The 21,801-nt window shown below is 29.6% G+C and carries 29 protein-coding genes; 28 read left to right on the top strand and 1 reads right to left on the bottom strand.

The window, feature by feature from the left end:
• Window positions 1-8: 8 nt before the first annotated feature.
• The gene (locus tag CLOPA_RS13420) at window positions 9-233 is read right to left on the bottom strand and encodes a hypothetical protein (protein WP_431602555.1); all 225 of its coding nucleotides are present in this window, start codon (window positions 231-233) and stop codon (window positions 9-11) included.
• Window positions 234-475: 242 nt separating this feature from the next.
• Between CLOPA_RS13420 and CLOPA_RS13415 the strand changes: the two genes are divergently transcribed.
• The 28 genes from CLOPA_RS13415 (at window position 476) to CLOPA_RS13280 (ending at window position 21,796) form a co-directional block, all read left to right on the top strand.
• Window positions 476-1,285, top strand: coding sequence for a type II secretion system F family protein (locus tag CLOPA_RS13415; protein ID WP_347460079.1), 810 nt, complete (start codon window positions 476-478; stop codon window positions 1,283-1,285).
• Between the two features lie 155 nt (window positions 1,286-1,440).
• Complete coding sequence (locus CLOPA_RS13410; RefSeq protein ID WP_015615984.1) at window positions 1,441-1,824, top strand: prepilin-type N-terminal cleavage/methylation domain-containing protein; 384 nt, start codon at window positions 1,441-1,443, stop codon at window positions 1,822-1,824.
• Window positions 1,825-1,882: 58 nt separating this feature from the next.
• Entirely contained in the window at window positions 1,883-2,344 is a 462-nt protein-coding gene (locus tag CLOPA_RS13405; protein WP_015615983.1) for a prepilin-type N-terminal cleavage/methylation domain-containing protein, read from the top strand.
• Entirely contained in the window at window positions 2,325-2,774 is a 450-nt protein-coding gene (locus CLOPA_RS13400; protein ID WP_015615982.1) for a pilus assembly FimT family protein, read from the top strand. The genes CLOPA_RS13405 and CLOPA_RS13400 overlap by 20 nt, the downstream gene beginning before the upstream one ends.
• A gap of 100 nt (window positions 2,775-2,874) precedes the next feature.
• Window positions 2,875-3,333, top strand: a complete 459-nt coding sequence (locus CLOPA_RS13395) for a prepilin-type N-terminal cleavage/methylation domain-containing protein (RefSeq protein WP_015615981.1) — start codon at window positions 2,875-2,877, stop codon at window positions 3,331-3,333.
• Complete coding sequence (locus CLOPA_RS13390) at window positions 3,306-3,749, top strand: hypothetical protein (protein ID WP_041710889.1); 444 nt, start codon at window positions 3,306-3,308, stop codon at window positions 3,747-3,749. Before CLOPA_RS13395 ends, CLOPA_RS13390 begins: the two co-directional genes overlap by 28 nt.
• A 112-nt stretch (window positions 3,750-3,861) precedes the next feature.
• The gene (locus CLOPA_RS13385) at window positions 3,862-4,599 is read left to right on the top strand and encodes a hypothetical protein (RefSeq protein ID WP_015615979.1); all 738 of its coding nucleotides are present in this window, start codon (window positions 3,862-3,864) and stop codon (window positions 4,597-4,599) included.
• A gap of 43 nt (window positions 4,600-4,642) precedes the next feature.
• Window positions 4,643-5,104 (top strand): hypothetical protein, encoded by a 462-nt coding sequence (locus tag CLOPA_RS13380; protein WP_015615978.1) that lies wholly within the window; start codon window positions 4,643-4,645, stop codon window positions 5,102-5,104.
• Window positions 5,101-5,523: a hypothetical protein gene (locus CLOPA_RS13375; RefSeq protein WP_015615977.1), complete on the top strand. Its 423-nt coding sequence runs from the start codon at window positions 5,101-5,103 to the stop codon at window positions 5,521-5,523. Before CLOPA_RS13380 ends, CLOPA_RS13375 begins: the two co-directional genes overlap by 4 nt.
• Window positions 5,524-5,836: 313 nt before the next feature.
• Window positions 5,837-6,904, top strand: a complete 1,068-nt coding sequence (locus tag CLOPA_RS13370) for a M24 family metallopeptidase (protein ID WP_015615976.1) — start codon at window positions 5,837-5,839, stop codon at window positions 6,902-6,904.
• 76 nt (window positions 6,905-6,980) lie between these two features.
• A complete protein-coding gene (gene efp, locus CLOPA_RS13365; RefSeq protein ID WP_015615975.1) occupies window positions 6,981-7,541 on the top strand; it encodes an elongation factor P in 561 nt (186 codons plus the stop codon).
• A gap of 297 nt (window positions 7,542-7,838) precedes the next feature.
• Window positions 7,839-8,768 carry a stage III sporulation protein AA gene (gene spoIIIAA / locus CLOPA_RS13360; protein ID WP_015615974.1) on the top strand — a complete coding sequence of 310 codons (930 nt, stop codon included), beginning with the start codon at window positions 7,839-7,841 and terminating at the stop codon, window positions 8,766-8,768.
• The gene (spoIIIAB, locus tag CLOPA_RS13355; protein ID WP_015615973.1) at window positions 8,761-9,276 is read left to right on the top strand and encodes a stage III sporulation protein SpoIIIAB; all 516 of its coding nucleotides are present in this window, start codon (window positions 8,761-8,763) and stop codon (window positions 9,274-9,276) included. The genes spoIIIAA and spoIIIAB overlap by 8 nt, the downstream gene beginning before the upstream one ends.
• 12 nt (window positions 9,277-9,288) lie before the next feature.
• On the top strand, window positions 9,289-9,486 hold the full coding sequence (gene spoIIIAC, locus CLOPA_RS13350; RefSeq protein WP_015615972.1) for a stage III sporulation protein AC: 198 nt from the start codon (window positions 9,289-9,291) through the stop codon (window positions 9,484-9,486).
• Between the two features lie 9 nt (window positions 9,487-9,495).
• A complete protein-coding gene (spoIIIAD, locus tag CLOPA_RS13345) occupies window positions 9,496-9,879 on the top strand; it encodes a stage III sporulation protein AD (protein WP_015615971.1) in 384 nt (127 codons plus the stop codon).
• 12 nt (window positions 9,880-9,891) lie between these two features.
• Window positions 9,892-11,040, top strand: coding sequence for a stage III sporulation protein AE (gene spoIIIAE, locus CLOPA_RS13340; protein WP_041711478.1), 1,149 nt, complete (start codon window positions 9,892-9,894; stop codon window positions 11,038-11,040).
• Between the two features lie 15 nt (window positions 11,041-11,055).
• Complete coding sequence (spoIIIAF, locus tag CLOPA_RS13335) at window positions 11,056-11,649, top strand: stage III sporulation protein AF (RefSeq protein ID WP_015615969.1); 594 nt, start codon at window positions 11,056-11,058, stop codon at window positions 11,647-11,649.
• 158 nt (window positions 11,650-11,807) lie between these two features.
• Window positions 11,808-12,425, top strand: a complete 618-nt coding sequence (gene spoIIIAG, locus CLOPA_RS13330; protein ID WP_015615968.1) for a stage III sporulation protein AG — start codon at window positions 11,808-11,810, stop codon at window positions 12,423-12,425.
• A gap of 216 nt (window positions 12,426-12,641) precedes the next feature.
• The gene (locus tag CLOPA_RS13325; RefSeq protein ID WP_015615967.1) at window positions 12,642-13,181 is read left to right on the top strand and encodes a SpoIIIAH-like family protein; all 540 of its coding nucleotides are present in this window, start codon (window positions 12,642-12,644) and stop codon (window positions 13,179-13,181) included.
• 140 nt (window positions 13,182-13,321) lie between these two features.
• Complete coding sequence (locus CLOPA_RS13320) at window positions 13,322-13,711, top strand: Asp23/Gls24 family envelope stress response protein (protein ID WP_015615966.1); 390 nt, start codon at window positions 13,322-13,324, stop codon at window positions 13,709-13,711.
• A gap of 152 nt (window positions 13,712-13,863) precedes the next feature.
• Window positions 13,864-14,265, top strand: a complete 402-nt coding sequence (gene nusB, locus CLOPA_RS13315) for a transcription antitermination factor NusB (RefSeq protein WP_015615965.1) — start codon at window positions 13,864-13,866, stop codon at window positions 14,263-14,265.
• Window positions 14,266-14,324: 59 nt separating this feature from the next.
• Window positions 14,325-15,173 carry a bifunctional 5,10-methylenetetrahydrofolate dehydrogenase/5,10-methenyltetrahydrofolate cyclohydrolase gene (locus tag CLOPA_RS13310; RefSeq protein WP_015615964.1) on the top strand — a complete coding sequence of 283 codons (849 nt, stop codon included), beginning with the start codon at window positions 14,325-14,327 and terminating at the stop codon, window positions 15,171-15,173.
• On the top strand, window positions 15,163-16,368 hold the full coding sequence (gene xseA / locus CLOPA_RS13305; protein ID WP_015615963.1) for an exodeoxyribonuclease VII large subunit: 1,206 nt from the start codon (window positions 15,163-15,165) through the stop codon (window positions 16,366-16,368). The genes CLOPA_RS13310 and xseA overlap by 11 nt, the downstream gene beginning before the upstream one ends.
• 198 nt (window positions 16,369-16,566) lie before the next feature.
• A complete protein-coding gene (locus CLOPA_RS13300) occupies window positions 16,567-16,788 on the top strand; it encodes an exodeoxyribonuclease VII small subunit (protein WP_015615962.1) in 222 nt (73 codons plus the stop codon).
• A 2-nt stretch (window positions 16,789-16,790) separates the two neighbouring features.
• The gene (locus tag CLOPA_RS13295) at window positions 16,791-17,660 is read left to right on the top strand and encodes a polyprenyl synthetase family protein (RefSeq protein ID WP_015615961.1); all 870 of its coding nucleotides are present in this window, start codon (window positions 16,791-16,793) and stop codon (window positions 17,658-17,660) included.
• A gap of 887 nt (window positions 17,661-18,547) precedes the next feature.
• On the top strand, window positions 18,548-19,105 hold the full coding sequence (locus CLOPA_RS13290; RefSeq protein WP_015615960.1) for a CNNM domain-containing protein: 558 nt from the start codon (window positions 18,548-18,550) through the stop codon (window positions 19,103-19,105).
• Window positions 19,106-19,107: 2 nt separating this feature from the next.
• Window positions 19,108-20,970 (top strand): 1-deoxy-D-xylulose-5-phosphate synthase, encoded by a 1,863-nt coding sequence (gene dxs, locus CLOPA_RS13285; protein WP_015615959.1) that lies wholly within the window; start codon window positions 19,108-19,110, stop codon window positions 20,968-20,970.
• A 13-nt stretch (window positions 20,971-20,983) separates the two neighbouring features.
• Window positions 20,984-21,796, top strand: a complete 813-nt coding sequence (locus tag CLOPA_RS13280; protein WP_015615958.1) for a TlyA family RNA methyltransferase — start codon at window positions 20,984-20,986, stop codon at window positions 21,794-21,796.
• Window positions 21,797-21,801: the final 5 nt, after the last annotated feature.

Below are 21,801 nucleotides of genomic sequence, written 5' to 3'. Positions count from 1 at the left end.
TTTTAAAGTTAATGAATTTCAGAACCTTTTATAGTGCCTTCTTCAGTGACAACAAGCATATTCTCTTTATTACAACCAGTAGGTCTTCCGCAAGTTGGACAAGTCATTGTATTTCCTGTCATTGTTGAAGTTGCTAATGATTGTGTATCACCAAAGAATATTGGGGAAGGTATTTTTGTACCACAATGAGTGCAGACTATTTTTATATCTTTTATTTTTGCCAAAATTACCACCACCTTTCAATATAATATTTCTACAAAAAATATTAAAATCCTTTAAATTATGTTAATAAATTGAAAAAATATGAACAAATAATATTAATTTTTGTAGTATTTGGGATAAGTAATAATATTTATTATCATAATTCCTTTATGTAAAAAATTAAATTTATTACATAATATTGATATATACATTAACTATATGTAGTCAATGTATAAAGTTAGTTATATATGGAGTTGTAGCGAGTGTGGACTAGATATATTCTATAGGTGAACAATCTGGAAATTTAGACGTGATATTAAAAAGTATGTCTAAATATTATCTTAAGGAATTTAAAATTAAAAGAAGCTTTAAATCTGCAATGGTATATCCAATAATATTATTAATTACATCTGGGACAATATTTTTTTATTTGGAAATTAACGTTATTCCAATGTTTAGAGATACATTTAAGAGCCTTGGACAGGATCTTCCTATATATTCAATGATACTTATGAATTTCAGTAAATTTTTAATTGAAAATAGGGTAAGTATTATATTTATAATAATATTTTTGGCATTTTTAATATATAAAGCACTTAATATTGAAAAAGTAAAGATATATATTGATAAAGTAAAAATATCAATACCTATATTGGGAAATTTCTATAAAAAAATTCTGGGTTCCAGATTTACTAGATGCTTTGGAATATTACAAAAAAGCGGGACTAATTTAATAAATTCTATAGATATAATAAGCAGAGTTGTAGATAATGCATATCTGGAAAAAGAATTAAAAAAAGTAATGGTAGATATACAGAAGGGAAATAGTATTGCAGAAACTATAGATAAATTAAAGGTATTTCCCAAGTTTACTATTTCTATGATTGCATTAGGAGAACAAGCTGGCAATTTAGAGGATATGATGCTGCTTGCAGCAGATATATACGATGATGATATAGAAGATATTTTAAGCAAGATTATAAGCAGTATAGAACCGGCTATGATAATAATATTATCTTTTATAGTTGGTATAGTTGTAATTTCAGTAATGCTGCCAATGTTAAAAATAATGCAAGCAGTTTAGACATCTGAAAATAAATAGTAAGTCAAAAATGCAAGGTATATTTTGAATCATACAAGGGAATAGGTTCTGATGATAGTGGTGCTATCTTAAGGTCCTGTTGAAGTAGTAGTATTCAAATAACATGCTTACTAGTTATTTACGATGCCTTAGGAGGGGTGATTAGAATTAATAGTATAAAAAGAGGTTTTACTCTAATAGAAGTGATTATAGTTATAGCTATCATAGCTATTTTAAGTGGAATTTTAATTCCCAAATATGCAACCTATATAAAAAAGGCAAATTCCACAAAAGCAGAACAAATTTCCAGAATGATTTTTGTATCAGCTATGAGGGTGTATACGGATAATGAGAGGTTTACAAAAGAAGAGGTTACCTCTGCAATAGGTGAAGATATGAATATTAATGATATTAATATTGATGTTAAAAGTCCATCTCCTGATGGCAATAGCATAACTACAGATTTTAATACTGGCGATGACAAATATACAGTAACTGTAAGAGGAGATAATAGTACTTTCACTTTAGGCATATTAAAATAAGTAATCTTTATTTTTACATACTTTAAATAAAAATTAAATGATAAGAGAGAATTGAAATATGTATGATAAAAATTTGATATTTAAGGGTTTTACTTTAATTGAAATATTAGTTGTAATGGCGATTATATCTATAATTACAAGTATTATGCTTATAGAGGTTAAAAATTATAAAGCTTTAAAAAATGATATAGAAGTTAAGCAGTTTAACTCTGAGATGATTTCCTTTATCAATAATATCAGAGCAGAATGCATACTTAAGGAGTCCTTTGCGGAACTCTCCTTTCAAAAGGGCAATGATGAAGTTAAGGTTTATGAAGGGCCTAATATAAAAAATAGATTAAAATTGCCTTCAAGCTTCATAATAAAAGAAAATAATGTTATAACATGGGATAAATTAATTTATATTGACAGTAGAGGTATGATAACTACACCTTGCAGTTTAAAGTATTTAGATAGAAATGGCAAAAATCATACTATTACAATAGGGGTTGGTACAGCTTATGCAGAAATTAAAGAGTAATAAGGCAGGGTTTACAATTATTGAAGTCATGTGTGCTCTTTCTATATTTACATTAATGTTTATCACTGGAATTTCTATAAGACTCTCTACAGTTAAAATGAAAGCTTATAATGACCAAATGGAAAAATATACGGTATATGTAAATCAAGTGAGAAGTGAAATCTTATCAAATGTATCGGATGAAGAAATAAAATCAATGCTAAACTTAGGAGAAGTGTACATAGAAGAGGCGAAGCTTAATAGTGAAGCTATTAAGCAGAATAAAATATTAGAAATTGTTACCATCACAGTACCGCAGAAAAAGCAGTATATGAAAATTTCACTTTATAGTGGAAGTTTAATAACTGTTAATTTAAATTTGTATATGAATATACTTGGAAAAGAAGAAAGTATAAGCTGCAAATTTTACAAATCCGTTGAAAAGAAATAATAAGTGAAAGTAGTTAAAATTTTTTACAAAGAAAATTAAATATTACTAAAGCTTTCATGGATCAAATTGCAAAATTTAAGCTTGAGATAAGAAGGAGGGGATAGGAATAAAAAAAGGATTTACACTAATAGAACTTATAGTTGCCATAGCAATTGCCTCAATAATGCTGTCATTTCAGTGTATTATTTTTGTAAAGCATTTAAATACATATAGTAAAGATATTAAGGTTATCAGGGACAGATCTTATTGTAACCAGAGTTTTATCATAATTGAAAATTTAATTTATGATGGAATGAAAGAAATAAATGTAGAAAATAATGATATAAAAATTGTTTGCAGTACTGGCGAAAATAAAAGGATACGTTTTGCCAGTACTACAAAAAAAATTCTTGTAGATTATTATGATAAATATGGAAATACCATTAAAGCATCTAATGTAGTGGGCACTAACATAAGTAAAATGGAAGCAACAAAAAAGGATAATGTACTTTATTTATCAATAACAAATAAAGAAGGTGAAACTGTTAACAGATGTTTTGGTGTAAAAAAAATTTATTAAAAAAAGGTTTTGTAATGATTTATACTCTCATCATAGGTTTGATTATTATACTTATTACAAGCTATGTTTTTATGCTGGAAGCTAGAAAAAAAGCTTATATACTAGATCTTAAAAAGAATATAACTGAGAAACCATATAGCAGGGAAACGAATGAGTATCTATTTTTAGAAATGAATAATTATATTTTAAGCAGTACCAGCAGTGTAAATAAAACAGAGTTGTATAAATTATTTTCCGCAAAGGCTGACAAGAATAAGGTTGGAAATGATGATTATTTTATATATTATGATATACCAACAGATAAATTTATCATAAGACAAGATTATAGACAGAAGCAAATTAAAAAGGACATATATGATTATAATTTCATTGATGGAAAAATAAAGTATATTTATACTTATTCAAGATATGATTAGGCAGTAGTTATGTCTATGAATGAAGCTTACTGAAAATTATTTTTCCTTTAAAAGGTAATCAAAGGTAATCATATTAAAGTACATTGAAATTACAGGGAGGATTTTAAATTTAATGTTTATCAATAAAAATAATATTTTTACAATAGATGGTAAGGCCATTGCAAAATTTTCATATAAAAAAAGTTTACTTACAGGAAAGCTTGATATTTTCTATGAAAAAAACTTAGATTATAAATTTGTAAATAAGGAATTTAAAAAGAATTCAACTATCATAATGGAAAATGAAGAAATTTATATTAAATATATTACTATACCAAAGATTAATAAGGATAAAGTAGAAAGAATAGTAAGAGATGAACTGAGATTTTATTACAGGACTGATGCTGATATAACATTTTCATATTCTATTTTAAAGAAGAGCAAAACTAGCCTTGATTTGATTGTATTTTATATAAATAGCAATATTTTAAATAATATAGATTTAAAGGATACAAAAAATATAAAGGCAATATATTTAATTCAATTTTGTTATGCCAAGTATTTAAAGGACATAAGTAAATATAACAAGTATATTATTGCATTTATTTATAACCAAAGACTTTATTTTATATTTTGTGAGAAAGGATTAATAAAATATAATTATATATTTAGAAATTTTAAGGAGTCAGCTGTTGAATTTGAGAAGTGCTTAGAGTACTTTGTAAATTTGAACAAAGATATGGAGGATAATTTTCAGATGATTTATATTTTAGGCTTTAAAGAAGAAACAGTATCCAGTATTAAAATTTCATATTGTCTTGAAAATTTAGGTGATATAAATCAAAATAAATTGTTTAAAGCAATTATATAAAGTATATTAAAGAAAATCAAGATTAAAAAGGGAGAAATATAATATGGAGTATAATTTTTTACCCTATTGGTATAAAGAAAAATATAATAATAAAAAAAAATATTTTGTTAATATTATTGCGGTATTTTTTATAATTATTAGTTTTATTTCTATCTATAGATTTATTAATATATATAATAAGACAAGTGTTTTAGAGGATTCCATTAAAAATGGTTATTATGCCAGCAGTGCTGAGAGTAAAAATAATTCTGTAAATAATAATGTAACTTTAGAAAATTTCAAAAATTTTTTTGAGTATGTAGATAAGAAGCTTAAATTTGAAAATATAAACACAGAAAATAAAATTGTAAATGCCAGTATAGTATTAAGTGACAAAAAAGAATATGAGGATGCTGTGAAATACATAGAAGATAATTCATCCTTCAAAATAATCAGATTATCACCACCACAGAAGGAAGCAGATAATATTTTTAAATTTCAGATAAGTGTAGAGGTAAATAAATGAAAAAAATTATATTGTACAGTATATTAATTTTATCATTGCTGTTTTCAGTGATTTTTGTAAATATACTGTATATGAGAACAGATTTAAAATATAATGAGTACAAGAATAAATTAAGTTTGCTGCAACAAAAGAATAAAAATAATCATAAAAATACTAATACATCTACTAGATATAATAACATAATTCATATAGTGAGCAAATATGATGGTGAAATAAAGGAATTTAAGAATACAAACAAAAATATAAATGCAATTATAAACATAAACGTTAATGGTAATTATATACAGAAATTTCTAGATGAACTAAAAGAAGAAAAAGCTCTATATAGAATAAATTCTATAACTTTAGACAATAAGAATTATAATTTGGATAACTCTATAATAGAGATAAATGCTGAGTTTGTAAGTAATGATTTATAACTTAATTTAATAGATAGTGTATTTTTGTACTGTAAATGTGCGCATAAGAAGGGTATGCTGTGTGAGAATAAGTTTGCAAATATCTTTAACTTTTGATAAAATAAATGTGTTCGACATTTTTTAGAAAAGTTAAACATAATATAGTAAATAAATACAACTTAATTAATTGTATGTTTATCCAATCACTAATCACTGTAATAAGCTAGGTCTATGGAGATAATAGTGGTATGTTCATGGATAATTTATCTAAACTTAGTGGGGTTACAAACTCCTCCTAGGTAAGATTAATTCATATATGTAAAGGGTGAGGTTAATGTTCGAAGACAGAATTAAAAAGTTAAGGAAGACAATGGAGTTAAAAGGACTAGATGCTGTTTTGGTTATTGGAGATCCAAACAGGAATTACCTAAGTGGTTTTACAGGAGATGAAAGTTTCTCAATAATAACTGAAAATAAAGCACTATTTATAACAGATTCAAGGTATACTCAGCAAGCTAGGAATGAAGTTAAGGATTATGAAATATTAGAGTATAAGGGAGCATTTCCTGATTTTTTTTCTGATACTATAAAAAAACTTAATGTAAAAAAAGTAGGATTTGAGGATAATATTGTTTCCTACGAACTATATAGTAAATTTGCCAGTAAAACAGAAGCACAGCTGGTATCACTGGAAGGTATAATTGAAGATATAAGGCTTATTAAAGATAAAAGAGAAATTGAAGCTATAAGAAAAGCAGCAGCAATTGCAGATGAAGCTTTTTCTCATATGTTAAAATTCATTAAAAGTGGAATGAGTGAAAGAGAAATAGGACTTGAGCTAGAGTTTACAATGAAAAAATTAGGAGCTAAGGATTTATCCTTCCCATCAATTGTAGCTAGTGGAGTAAGATCATCACTACCTCATGGAAGAGCTACTGATAAAATTGTAAATAACGGTGAATTTTTAACACTGGATTTTGGGTGTATATTTGAAGAATACTGTTCTGATATGACTAGAACAGTAGCTATAGGTGAGCCCGATGATAAGCTTAAAGAAATATATAATGTAGTTCTTCAAGCACAGGAAGATGTTTTAAAATTTATTAAACCAGGTGTGAACACAAAGGAAGCTGACAGCGTGGCTAGAGATAATATAACTCAAAAAGGCTACGGCAGTTATTTTGGTCATGGCTTAGGCCATGGGGTAGGCAGAGAAATACATGAAGCGCCAAGATTAAGCCCAATGTCTGACACTGTACTTAAGGAAGGTATGATTGTAACTGATGAACCTGGAATCTATATTCCTGACTTTGGTGGAGTTAGAATAGAAGACTTGGTACTTGTAACTGAAAATGGCTGTGAAGCTTTGTCAAAATCACCTAAAAATTTAATTTGTTTGTAATTTTGTAATATGGTATTAATTTTACCTAAAAAGGTTATAATATATAATGATTAAGAGATTTTTGGAGGGATACTAAATGATATCAGCAGGAGAACTTAGAAAAGGAACTACTTTTGAAACAGATGGACAAGTATATACAGTTATTGATTTTTTACACGTTAAACCGGGAAAAGGTGCTGCATTTGTAAGAACAAAATTGAGAAATGTAATATCTGGAGGAGTTACAGAAACAACCTTCAACCCAACTGCTAAGCTGCAGGAAGTTACTATTGAAAGAAAAGAAATGCAGTATTTATATAATGATGCTGACCTATATTACTTTATGGACCAAGAAACATATGAGCAGGTTCCACTAAGTTTTGAGCAAGTTGAAGGTGCAATTAAATTTTTAAAGGAAAATATGTTTGCAGTAATTAAATTTTATAAAGGTGAAGCTTTTTCTGTTGAAGCTCCAAACTTTGTTGAATTACAAATAACAGCTACAGAACCAGGAGCTAAAGGAAATACAGCAACTAATACTTTAAAACCAGCAACTGTTGAAACTGGAGCTATTGTTCAAGTACCTATTTTTGTTAATGAGGGCGAAGTAATAAAAATTGATACAAGAACTGGAGAATATATGGAAAGAGTTAAATAAGGCATATGAAAATAAATAATAGATCAAAGATGCGACGTATATTTTTAATTCAACAAGGAAACAGGTTCTAATGATAGTTATGCTATCAGAAGGTTCTGTTGACGTAGTAGAATTAAAAATAGACTAGCATACTGGCCTATTTATTTTTTGAATATGCCTAAAATCTAAAAAAGTTTTTGGATTCGTTTTGAATAGAATTATTAAGAGAAATTTCTGAACTCAGAAATTTCTTTTTTATTTTTTGGAATAATTTCAAAATAAATTAAATATGATTGAATTAAGAGAGGAGGATGAAAAATGGTTAACATAAAAGATATTTTAGATGTATTGCCCCAGAATATAAGAAATATAATTGCTAAAGTAAAAGAATTAGAAAAGCTTCAAGAGATACGATTGAAAGTAAATAAGCCTCTTATATTTCAATTTGGAGAAAGGGAAATTATAGAGGATTATAATGTGTCCTACGAAGATATAAATAATATATTAAAGAGAATGAGCAATTACTCTATATATTCCATAGAAGATGAGATGAAACAAGGATATATAACAATAAAAGGTGGACATAGAGTGGGTATATGTGGAAATTGCATTATTGAAAATAATATAGTGAAGACAATAAAAAATGTTTCATCATTAAATATTAGAATTTGCAGAGAAATAATAGGCTGTTCAGATAAGGTAATGCCGCGGATTTTAAAAGACAATAATGTTCTAAATACAATAATAATTTCCCCACCTAAATGCGGTAAAACTACTTTAATTAGAGATATTACAAGAAATATATCAAATGGAATTAATAGTTCTGGATTAAAGGGAAAAAATATTTGTGTAATTGATGAAAGAAGTGAAATATGTGCTTCTTCCAATGGAATTCCTCAGCTTAATGTGGGCATAAGAACCGATGTTATGGATAACTGTCCTAAGAGTCAGGGAATAATGATGGCCATAAGAAGTATGGCACCGGATGTAATTGTATGTGATGAAATTGGTACTTATGAAGATGTGAAAAGTATATTATCTGCTCTTAATTGTGGAGTTAATTTAATAACAACTATTCACGGCTTTGGAATAGAAGATTTAAAGAGCAGAGATGTATTTAAAGATGTGATTAATAATCGTATTTTTCAAAAAGCAATAGTTTTAAGCTGTAGAAAGGGTATAGGAACTGTAGAGTATATATATGACTTCTTTAGTGAGACAACCATAAGAGGGGCTGAAAATGCTTAAATTAATTGGCGGCATAATTATCATAGCAGCTTCTACACTGGGAGGATTTATATACGCTCAGTCCTTTATAAACAGAGTGAAGGAGTTAAACGAAATGGAAAGGTGTATATATCAACTCCAAAATGAAATTGTATATACCCATACTCCTCTGCCAGAGGCATTAACTAATGTTGCCATTAAAGCTAAAGATCCTATAGCAGATATTTTTAATAAAACTTCACAAGAATTAGAAAGTAATATATATGACAATGTTTATGAGGCTTTTAAAAATGCTTTTAAGGGAAATAATAATTTGAATTTGAAAAATGAGGATATTAATTTAATATTGGATTTGTCCAAGTCTTTGGGGGAATCTGATATTACGGGGCAAATTAATATTTTTTCACTAACTATGGAGAATTTAAAAAAGATTATTGCACAAGCAGAAATAACTATGAAAAAAAACGTTAAAATGTACAGATACCTTGGATTTGGGATTGGTGCAATGATAGTTATCATGCTTATTTAGGGGGTGCATTTTTTGTTGGATGTAAGTTTAATATTTAAAATTGCTGCTGTAGGAATATTGATAATTATCATAGATAAAATATTAAAATCCAGTGGAAAAGATGATTTTGCAGTTATGGTAAATTTGGCGGGTATAGTTATAGTGCTAATGATGGTAATAAGTCTCATAAGTAAATTATTTGACACAGTAAGAACCATGTTTCAACTGTAGGTGATTAAAATGGAAATAATAAAAATAGTAGCTTTTGCTTTTATAAGTTTGTTTTTAGTGCTTATATTAAGAGGCAGAAGAGATGAGTTAGCAGTACAGCTTAGTATTGCAGCAGGAGCTTTAATCTTTTTATTTATGGTCACCAAAATTACTGCGGTAATGGAATTGTTACAACAATTGGCTTTAAAGGCTAATATTGATTTTGTATATCTAAACACTGTGTTTAAGATACTTGGAATTGCTTATTTAGCATCCTTTTGCAGTGAAATATGTAAAGATGCAGGAGAAAATAGTTTGGCTTCCAAAGTTGAGTTTGCAGGAAAAATATTGATCTTAGTGCTGGCAATTCCAATATTAATGGGAGTTTTGAATTCTATTCTAAAGATTATGTAGAGGTAAGCTATGATGAAAAAAATAGTTATAATACTTGTATTATTTATCCTAATTACAAATCAAACTATAGTACAAGCATCTACCATTCAGGATAATACCCAAAAGGATACTAAGGAAGTAGAACAATTATATACTTATATTACAAATATGAAGACAAAATATGAACTACTTAAGGATCTAGATATTAAGTCATATATTCAAGATTTTATGAAAACTGGAGATGGTAAATTTTCTTTTCAAAAATTATGTAAAGCATTATTAGGTTATTTTTTTAGTGAAGTTATAGCCTCCTTTAAATTGATGATTATGCTTTTGATTATATGTGTAATCTGTGCGCTGCTTACAAATCTTCAGAGGGCATTTAGTAATGAGAGTTTGTCTAATATAGCATATTTTGCTTGCTATTCACTTATCATTATTATTGTTGCCAAAAGTTTTTATATAGGTGTGGATGAAGTTAAAACTGCAACTAATAACCTGACAGATTTTATGACTGCATTGGTACCGGTGCTGTTAACTCTTCTTGCAGCTAGTGGAGGAATAGTTCAGTCTACAATAATGGATCCTATCATAATACTTGCCATTAATGTGGCAGCTAGAATATTTATGGATGTGCTTTTGCCTCTTATATTAATAAGTTTTGTTTTGCAATTTGTAAACAATATATCTGAGGAGTACAAGGTTGATAGATTAGCTAAGCTTTTAAGTCAAATAGTATTGTGGATACAGGGGCTAGTTATGACTATATTTATAGGAATAGTAACTATAAGGGGGATAAATGCAAAGTCAATAGATGAAGTAACTGCTAAAACTGCTAAATTTGCTGTAGATAATTTTGTACCAATAGTTGGTAAAGCCTTGTCTGATGCCATATCCACTGTAGTAGGTTATTCAGTGGTACTTAAAAATGCTGTAAGTAGTATTGGATTAATAGTATTAGTTGCAATAGTAATTTTTCCTATTATAAAAGTCTTAGCCCTAGCGCTTATTCATAAGTTAACAGCAGCCTTAGTACAGCCTATAAGTGACAAGAGAATAGTAAATTGCATAAATGCAGCTGGAGATACACTTATATTATTGATGTCTTGCCTTATATCTATTTCAGTAATGTTTTTTATTATGATAGCAATAATTGCATCCAGCGGAAATATTATTCCCTAAGGAGGTGATTATAATATGATAAATTGGGTAAGAAGCTGGGTAATGAGTATTTGTGTAGCTGTGATTTTTATAACAGCAGTGGAGCTTATAATGCCAGGAGACAAATTTAAAAAATATGTTAAGTTTGTAATGGGGCTCATATTAATTGCTGTCATATTAAATCCTATAATAAAGATTTTCAATAATGAAGCCAATATAACTAGTTATATAAACCAGGCAGACAAATATGTAAATAGTGGCTCTTATAAAGACAATTTTCAAAAATATAAACAGCAGGATGAGGAAGATACAATAAATACATTTAAAACAAATTTACAAGATTCCTGTGCTAAAATGCTTAAAGATAAATTTCCTAATAATGATTATGAGGTTAAGGCTGAAGTTAAATTGGATAACGAAACTAATCAAATAGGTATAACTGGCCTTCACATTGGTGTTAAAAATAATAGCGTAGCAAAAATAGATAACATACACATAGATAGCAAAAGTGTCAGCACAAATCAGGGGGAGCAGGTGGATCCACAGGTTGGTAATGAGATTAAAAACTATCTAAATGACCAACTAAAAATATCCAAAAATAACATAGCCGTATATAAACAGTCTTCTTAGTTTCAGAGAACGCTTTTTCTCTGAAAGTTAGAAGACGTTATCTAGGGGCGTGATACTGTTATCGAAACTGAAAGTTGAGATATTACAGTATCTAGCCATCAGGCAAACAGTCTTCTTAAAATTGTTTTTTGCATTTTGTAAGACTAGGGGGTGAAGAAATGAATTTTAAAAAATTATTAGAAATGCTGAAAAATGGGGAGGGTAAAAATAAACAGCTAAACAATATTATTATAATAATACTAATGGGTATACTTTTAATTATAGCAGCTAGCTTTTTTAAAAGTAATACATCTACATCTACTTTTGCTAATAATAACAATAGCAATGGGACTATAGCTAGTAATACATCATCTAACAATTCAAGTGCTGAGGTCGATGCCGCTTATGAAAATGATCAGGAAAGTAAGTTAAAGGTATTACTTCAAAGCATACAGGGAGTTGGTAATACCAGTGTGATGATTTACTTTGACACAGGGGAGGAACAAGTACCTGCTTATAATGAAAATAATTCTTCTTCTGTAATCAATGAAACTGACAATTCTGGAGGAAAGAGAACTACCACTCAAAATAATTCTAGCAGCAGCGTAGTTCTTGAAAATAATGGAGATAAAACAAATCCACTAATTTTAAAAAAATATAAACCCAAGGTCACAGGGGTTTTAATTGCAGCAGAGGGAGCAAATAACTCAGATATAAAACTCAATATAACCAATGCAGTATCAAGTTTTTTTAATATTTCAGTGGATAAAGTAAATGTTTATCCAATGAAAAAATAACATATAATTATTTGAACAAGCATATAAATTTGTATAAGGCATAGGAGAAGAGATAACAAGGTGAGTATGTACAGGATATTTTGTGAGTAGAATTTATTATTTACTAATGTATCACAATATAGAAAAATTAAGTAATAAGCAATATACAAAGTAGACTAGCATACTTACTGGCAATTTCTTTGAGGATGACTAAAGGTTAAAATGGAGGGGAATTAAATGAATAGAAAACAAGCAGTTATTATTGTCACTTTACTAGTACTTATAGTTTGCGCTGGAGTATTGGCTACAAAGGTTAATAGCCCATTATATGTTAGTGATACAGATCTTGTTAATAGTAATAATAGTACAGCATCTACTAATAGCAGCGATAATAATGCAGCAAATGCAACTACAAGTAATAGTAATTTGAATTATTTTGCTGATGCTAGACTTACTCGAGAGAAAACCAATGCACAGACAATTGCCGCATTGAAATCTATAATTGATGACAAGAATGTATCTCAGGAAAGTAAACAAAATGCCACACAGAAATCCATAGATATTTCTACTGCCAGTACAAATGCAACAAAGGTTGAAAATATGCTAAAGGGCAAAGGTTACAAAGAAGCACTATGTACTATTAATGGTGATAAAGTAAGTGTTGTGGTAAAAAGTGATGCTCAGAAATTATCGGACGTTCAGCAGCGAGAAATAAGAGATGTGGTACTAAGTGTAACCAATCTTAGAAGTATAGAAATAGAGCCTCCTGTTCATTAGGTTATATAAAAAGAAATAGCCAGACTAACAGATTGTTTCTTTAAGATGCTTGACATTGTAAAATTTTATTGGTTTTGATATAATGTACATAAGACTAATAGAATTGTGCGATGTTGCAAAACTAAGGAGGTAAAGAGAAAATGGATAACGAGCTAAGAGATGACGTGGAAGTAGGTATTGTAAAAATATCTGACGAAGTAGTAGAAGTTATTGCAGGACTTGCCGCAGCTGAAATAAAAGGTGTTATGGGTATGAGTGCAAGCTTAGTAGGTGGAATTTCGCAAATGTTAAGTGGAAAAAAGAACCTTTCCAAGGGTGTTAAGGTAAACTTAGGAGAAGATAATGCCTCAATTGATTTATATTTAGTAGTACAGTATGGAATTAAAATACCAGAAGTAGCATCTTCTGTACAGAAAAATGTAAAAAAAGCTGTTGAATCAATGACAGGGCTTAATGTTTCAAGTGTTAATGTATATATTCAAAATGTAATTCTTCCAAAGGAAGAGGCAGTTATTGAAGGAGAAGAATAATGAGTAAACACCCTCTAAATTTTTAGAGGGTGTTTCTATGTCAATAATATTTTTATACTTTATAATTAAAAATTATAGAAGTTTAGGTTAATATATAGTAATATAAACTCATTATACAGTATATGAGGATGACTTAGGAGGAGACAATTTTAATGAATAGAAGGAAGAGCAGGGAAATAGCAATGAAATTGCTATTTGAGATATCCATAAATACAAAGGAAGTAAATGAAGCAATAGAAACTTATAAAGATAATAATGAAAAATTAGAAGATGTGGATTTTCAATATATTGAAAATATATTGGAGGGGATATCTAAAAATACAGCGTTTTTAGATAAGATAATTGAAGCTAATTCAAATAATTGGAAGCTTAGCAGAATTTCTAAAGTAAACATGTCTATTTTAAAGATTGCTGTTTATGAAATATATTTTGATGATGAAATTCCAGAAAAGGTTTCGGCTAATGAGGCAGTTAATTTGGCAAAAAAATATTCTGATGAAAAGTCTCCAGCATTTATAAATGGAGTACTGGGAAACATAATAAAATCAAAATAAGGACTATGAAATAATAATGAAAAGAGCTTAAGCATAAATTAAAGAGTTGAGGTGTAGAAATGGGAAACACAATACAAGGAAAATTAGTTGCAGAAGATTTTAGAAATAAAATTAAAGAGTTTATAAAATTTAGAATTGACAATGATTTAAGGGTTCCTGGATTGGCAATAATATTGGTAGGCAGTGATGGCGGTTCCCAGTACTATGTGAAAAATGCAAAAAAATTATGTGATAGTTTAGGTGTAAAGTGTGAAATATTTAATTTTGAGGAAGATGACTCAGAAAAAAATATTATAGGTATTATTGAAAAGCTAAATAATAGAGAAGAAATAGATGGAATAATGCTTCAACTTCCATTACCAGATAAATTTAATGAAAAGACCATAATAGATAAAATAGATTATAAAAAGGATGTAGATGGACTTACACACATTAATATAGGTAAATTTTATAGTGGTGAAGAAAGTTTTATTCCCTGTACACCTAAAGGAATAATAGAACTTATAAAAAGTACTGGTGAAGATATAAATGGTAAAAATGCTGTAGTTATTGGAAGGAGCAATATTGTTGGTAAACCTGTAGCACAGCTTCTTTTAAATAATAATGCTACAGTTACTATTTGCCATTCTAGAACAAAAAATATAAAGGAAATATGTAGTGAGGCTGATATTTTAATCGCAGCTATAGGAAAGCCAGATTTTGTAGATGAGTCTTTTATAAAAAAAGGTGCCATTGTAATTGATGTAGGAACTACTATGGTAGAGGGAAAACTAAAGGGTGATGTCTTATTTGAAAGTGTGATACATAAGGCTTCTTTTTTAACTCCAGTACCTGGTGGGGTAGGAGCTATGACAACCACAATGTTATTAATGAATACCTGTGAGGCGCTTAAGAATAATGTATATTAAAACTTTAACGGTTTCAGAAGTTAGTAATTATATTAAAAAGATATTAGATAGCGATTTTATATTAAATAATACACTTATAAAAGGTGAAATATCTAATTTTAAAATTCACAGCAGTGGTCATGCTTATTTTTCTCTAAAAGATGATTATGGAAAAATAAATTGTATAATGTTTAAAAGTAAAACAGAAAAGTTGAAATTTATGCCTGAAAATGGTATGAGTGTTGTTATAAAGGGAAAAGTTTCTGTATATGCTAAAGATGGAGTATATCAGATTTATTGTGAGGAAATAAAATTAGAAGGTATAGGAGAACTAAGTGAGGCTTTTAATAAACTTAAAAAGAAGTTGGAGAGCGAAGGCTTATTTGATGCTTCACATAAAAGGACTATACCAGCATTTTGCAAAAAAATAGGAGTTATAACTTCACCCACAGGGGCAGCTATAAGGGATATTATAAATGTTACTAAAAGAAGAAACAGAGGAACCAATATAACTATTTATCCTGCATTAGTTCAGGGAGCTAATGCACCGGCTGATATTATAAAGGGTATAGATTATTTTAATCAATTTGAGGATATAGATGTTATACTGCTCTCTCGTGGAGGTGGCCCCATTGAGGAGTTGTGGTCCTTTAATGATGAAAAATTGGCCTATGCTGTTTTTGATTCAAAAAAGCCTATAGTAACTGCGGTGGGGCATGAAACTGATTTTACTATTGTGGATTTTGTAAGTGATCTTAGAGCTCCTACTCCATCAGCAGGAGCAGAGATACTTTCTTTTAATCTAGAAGAGGCAAATGAAAAAATAAAGAATTATAAGTATACTATAGATAAGAATGTAAAAACCTATCTAGAAAATAAATTAAATACCTTAGATATGTATAGGAAAACTCTTGAACACAATAGTCCTATTGCTGCTATAGCCAATTCATATAATTACATAGACAGAATGAATGAGATTTTAAATGAAAAAATTAAAAACAAATTAGAAGCTGAAAAGCAAAAACTTAGTAAATTAAATGCTTTGCTGAATGCACATAATCCTTTAAATGTTTTAGATAGAGGATATGCTATAATAGAGGATGAAGGTAGTAACTTGATTGCAGAGATAAATACACTTTGTAGTAATAATAAGGTAAAAATTACATTAAAAGATGGTAGCTCATTTTTTGATATTAAGGTATCTTCAAAAACATAATTTGTATCTTTTATTTAGGCATATTCAAATAAATAACTAGTCAGCATGCTAGCCTATTTTGAATCCTACTGCGTCAACAGAACCTGTTTCCTTGCATGATTCAAAATATTCGTCGCATCTTTGACTTTCTATTTATTTTCACATGCCTTAACAGTTATTCTAAAAGTTCTAAAAATAATATTAAAAGTTGGTGATAATATGGCAGCTAAAAGTGAATCCTATGAAAACATGATAAAGAAATTAGATGATATTGTTTCTTCCATGGAGAATAAAGAACTTACTTTACAGGAAACCATGAAAAGCTATGAACAGGGAATTAAACTCTGTAATAAATTATATAAATACTTAAATGAAGCTGAAGGAAAAGTAAAAATACTGTCTAATGAACAAGAAGAAGATTTTTTGGGAAATGAGGAGTAGTTGTGAATATTGAAACCTTAAAAAACGAAGTAAATGAGTGGCTAAATAATTATTTTGAGAATAAAGGAACTTATAATAAGAAAATATATGAAGCTATGAAGTACAGCGTAGACATTGGTGGAAAGAGGGTAAGGCCAATACTACATTGCATAACCTATGATATGTATAAAGAAAATTACAGGGAAATAATATCTGTGGCCTGTGCTATAGAAATGATTCATACATATTCCTTAATACATGATGATTTACCTTGTATGGATGATGATGATCTTAGAAGAGGTCATCCTACAAATCATAAGGTTTTTGGTGAAGCATTAGCAGTATTAGCAGGAGATGGACTACTAAACGAGGCAATGAGCATTATGTTTGATTTTTGCAAAGATAGAGGAAGAGAAGAAGTAACTGCTTGTAAGATTATATCTGATAGTGCTGGTGCTAATGGAATGATTGGTGGACAGGTAGTAGACATCCTAAGTGAAGGTAAAAAAATATCTTATGACATTTTACAGTATATGCATAAAAAAAAGACTGGAGCACTAATTAAAGCTTCCATATTGTCTGGTGCCATACTTGGAAAAGCGTCAGATAGTGAATTGGATAGACTGTCTAGTTTTGGGAGTAAGCTTGGTCTTGCCTTTCAAATAAAGGATGACGTACTGGATATCACTGGTGATGAAAATATCATAGGTAAACCTGTAAATAGTGACATAGATAACAATAAAACAACCTTTGTAACCACTTTTGGATTAGAGGAGTGCAAAAATAAATGTAAAGATCTCACTAGAGAATGTTTAGATATTTTGAATAGCCTACCTAGAGATACATCTAACCTTCAGGAATTAACTAAATATTTGTTATATAGAGTGAACTAAAAGCGTAATATTTGGGATAAGTCTTTAATTTGTAATAGTGAGAAAGGGCGAACTAACTATAAAGATTGAACAAACTAATAAATGATAATTTTGCTCATTGACAAGTGAAAGCGTTCACTGGTTAATGAACAGGAACCTTCAAGTTAGTTCGCAATCTTCAAGTATTACGAATTTATATAGATGAAACATTTTGAATATTTAACTTGTCTATGGTATAATTGCTTTTGATATAATACTTGATAGTGGTGCAGTATTCTAGTCAGGTAAGCTTTTTTTAAAGGCGGGGCTAAAAATCCGTTACAGGGCATATCGATGAAGTTCTTGGTGCTTGCCTATGACGCCCAGTCATGGGTTTGTGCTGGGAGTAAGGAGGCTGGGGCAACCGCAATGGCATGCGCAACTGACCCTACCTTCGTGGAGACCATTATCTGTGAGCCAGGTTAGATACCTAGTTTACGGCAATGGGTTAAACCTGCATTGTGGTACAAAAGCTATGTGCAGTGTAGCCTGCCTTGAGTGAAGTGGGTAGAGGACAGGAAAAGTAAAATTTTAGGCCAAAAATTTTATTCAGATGCCTTCTGAAACCTATTTTGCAAAAGAGGCTAAGAAAGAGCCTAACTGTTGAGGAAAACTCCTAGACTGTTCGAAAGAGGTATGATGGGGATTGCAATGCGGACTTAGTGGTAATCTAGTCCTAATTATGGTGACGTGTTAGGTGAGTTATCAAAAGGAAACTGCCGTTACGGCGACGTTTCGGTTAACTCATGGGAAATCCTACTGGACCTATGCCGCAAGATTTACTCAACATACTGCCACTTCTTTTGTAATGCATTTTTAAATAAACACTTAATGCTTATTTTGAGATGCAAATGGGGGAATGAATAATAGTGTCAAAAAATAACAATAGAAAAAGCACTGCAAAGAGTAGAAGAAAGTGGATTTTAACAATTTTAATCTGGTCAGTTTTAATAAGCAGTGGTATTTCTCTTTTATCCGATTCGCTACTAAGTAAGGTTAACATGCTAGTAGCTTTTATTATATTGGCTTTTATTATAATTGTAGGCATAATTTTTGATATAATAGGTATAGCTGTTACAGCAGCAGATGAAACACCCTTTCATGCTATGGCCTCAAAAAAGATAAATGGGGCGAAAATTGCTATAAAACTTGTAAGAAATGCTGATAAGGTTTCTACATTTTGTAATGATGTAGTAGGAGATATTTCAGGGATAGTTAGTGGTTCTGTAGGATTTTTTATTGCACAAAAGCTTATACATGAGTTTACCAAATTAAATTCTACTAGTGTAAATGTGGCAATAGGAGCAATAGTTGCTTCAATTACAATATGCGGTAAATCCATTGGAAAAACTTATGCTTTAGAAAATAATAATATAATAGTTTCTAAGGTTTCTAAGCTATTGTATCTAATAGTAAAGGATAGATGATAATGACACATATACTTGATAAATACAAGGATATAGATGAAATTAAAAATATGAGTTTAGAAGAACTTAATATATTTTCAGAAGAAATAAGACAATTTTTAATAGAAAGTGTATCAAAAACTGGTGGACATTTGGCATCAAATCTTGGTGTAGTAGAATTGACCCTAAGTTTATACAAAGTATTTAATTTTAAAAAGGATAAACTTATTTGGGATGTAGGACATCAAGCATATGTACATAAAATATTAACAGGAAGAGTAAAGGACTTTTCACAGCTTAGAAAGTACGGCGGAATAAGTGGTTTTCCAAAGCGTGAAGAGAGTTCTTTTGATATATTTGATACTGGGCATAGCAGTACTTCTATATCGGCAGGTCTTGGAATTGCAAGAGCTAGAGATTTAAATGAAGATAATTATGAAGTGATATCGGTTATTGGAGATGGTGCACTTACAGGTGGAATGGCTTATGAGGCACTTAATGATTTAGGTTACAACAAGACTGAAATGATAGTGATTTTAAATGATAACCAAATGTCGATTTCACCAAATGTAGGAGGCATGTCTAAATATTTGAACAAAATTAGGATAGATCCAGCCTATAATAGATTTAAAGAAGAGGTAAATAATCAGCTGAGAAAAACAAATATGGGAATAGGACTTGCTAATTCACTGCAAAAGATAAAAGGTAGTTTTAAGCAGCTCTTTATCCCGGGAATGCTGTTTGAGGATATGGGAATTAAATATTTAGGACCTATAGATGGACATAATATAGATGAATTAATACAAGTAATAACCTTAGCTAAAAATATAAAGGGCCCTGTTTTAGTACATGTTATTACTAAAAAGGGTAAAGGATATGATTTTGCTGAAAAAAATTCAAATAAATTTCATAGTATTGGACCCTTTGACTGCGATAGTGGTGAAATATGCTCTATAAAAGGATTAACATATTCAAAAGTGTTTGGAAGTGAAATGATAAATTTAGCAAAGGAAAATAAAAAAATAGTGGCGGTTACTGCTGCTATGCCTGATGGAACAGGATTAAATAATTTTGCTGATAAATTTCCTAAACGGTTTTTTGATGTTGGCATAGCTGAACAACATGCAGTTACATTGTGCGCTGGAATGGCCACTCAGGGAATAAAGCCTGTTTTTGCTGTATACTCTACATTTTTACAAAGGGCATATGATCAAGTTCTTCACGATGTATGTATTCAAAAATTGCCTGTTGTTTTTGCAATAGATAGGGCTGGAATAGTTGGAGAAGATGGGGAAACTCATCAGGGAATATTTGATTTATCCTATTTAACTCAAATGCCAAATATGACAGTTATGAGTCCAAAATGTACTGAAGAGCTTATATATATGTTAAGATGGGCAGCTAATGATGCTTATGGACCAATTGCCATAAGATATCCAAGGGGAACGGATAATCCTAAGGTTAAATTAAGTCCTTTAAAAGAATTTTTTAGAGGAAAATGGGAGATTATTATAGATGAAGGTACTATTGCAATAATAGCTTGTGGTAAAATGGTTCAGACAGCCATAATGGTTAGAGAAAAGCTTTTAAAATCAGGAATTAAAGCTACTATTATAAATGCAGAATTTATTAAACCTATAGATAAAGATATAATTAAAAAATTAGTTCATAATGATTATAAAATAATTATTGTAGAGGATAATATTTTACATGGTGGATTGGGAACTTCAATTTTAGAATATGCCAACAGCTTGGGATATAAAAATGATATTTTAACATTGGGATACAAAGATAAATTTGTTACTCAAGGAAATGTGGATTTATTATATAAATTACATGGCTTAGATGTAGATGGGATTTTCCATAATGTTTTAAAATTTATCTGATTAAGGAGTTAAGATGGCTGAAGCAAAAGAAAGATTAGATGTTTTATTGGTTAAAAAAGGTCTTTTTCAATCGAGAGAAAGAGCAAGAGCCAGTATAATGGCTGGAGAAATTTTTATAGATAATGTAAGATATGATAAATGTGGTGAAAAGGTAAAGGAAACCTCAAATATAGTATTTAAAGGAGAAACTATGCCCTATGTAAGTAGGGGTGGATATAAACTTGAAAAAGCTATTAAATCCTTTATAATAGACCTAAAAGATAAAATATGTTTTGATATAGGAGCCTCTACAGGAGGTTTTACAGACTGTATGCTTCAAAATGGAGCTATAAAGGTATTTTCTATTGATGTAGGTTATGGTCAATTTGCATGGAAGCTGAGACAGGATCCACGAGTTGTCTGTATGGAAAGGACTAATGTAAGATATCTAAAAGAAGAAGATATAGGTGAAAAAGGAAACTTTGCAAGTATAGATGTTTCTTTTATATCCTTAAAAAAAGTAATTCCAGCAGTTTTAGATCTGTTACTAGATAATGGAGAAATTGTAGCCTTAATTAAACCACAATTTGAAGCTGGGAGAGAAAAGGTTGGGAAGAAGGGTGTCGTAAGAGATCCGGAAGTTCATAAAGAAGTTATTGAAGAAATAGTAATTTTTCTCATTGAGAAAAATTTAAATATAATAGGTTTAGATTATTCACCTATAAAGGGACCTGAAGGAAATATAGAATACCTTGTATATTTTAATAAAAGTGATAGTGTTCATAGTGACTTTTTGTTGAAAAATATAGAGCAGATTGTAAAAAAAGCTCATGGTCAGTTGGATTAGGAGAA

The organism is Clostridium pasteurianum BC1 (assembly GCF_000389635.1).
GTDB classification, from domain to species: Bacteria; Bacillota; Clostridia; order Clostridiales; family Clostridiaceae; genus Clostridium_I; species Clostridium_I pasteurianum_A.
Note: the sequence above shows the minus strand (reverse complement) of the source record. Positions and strands in the feature narration are given on the sequence as shown.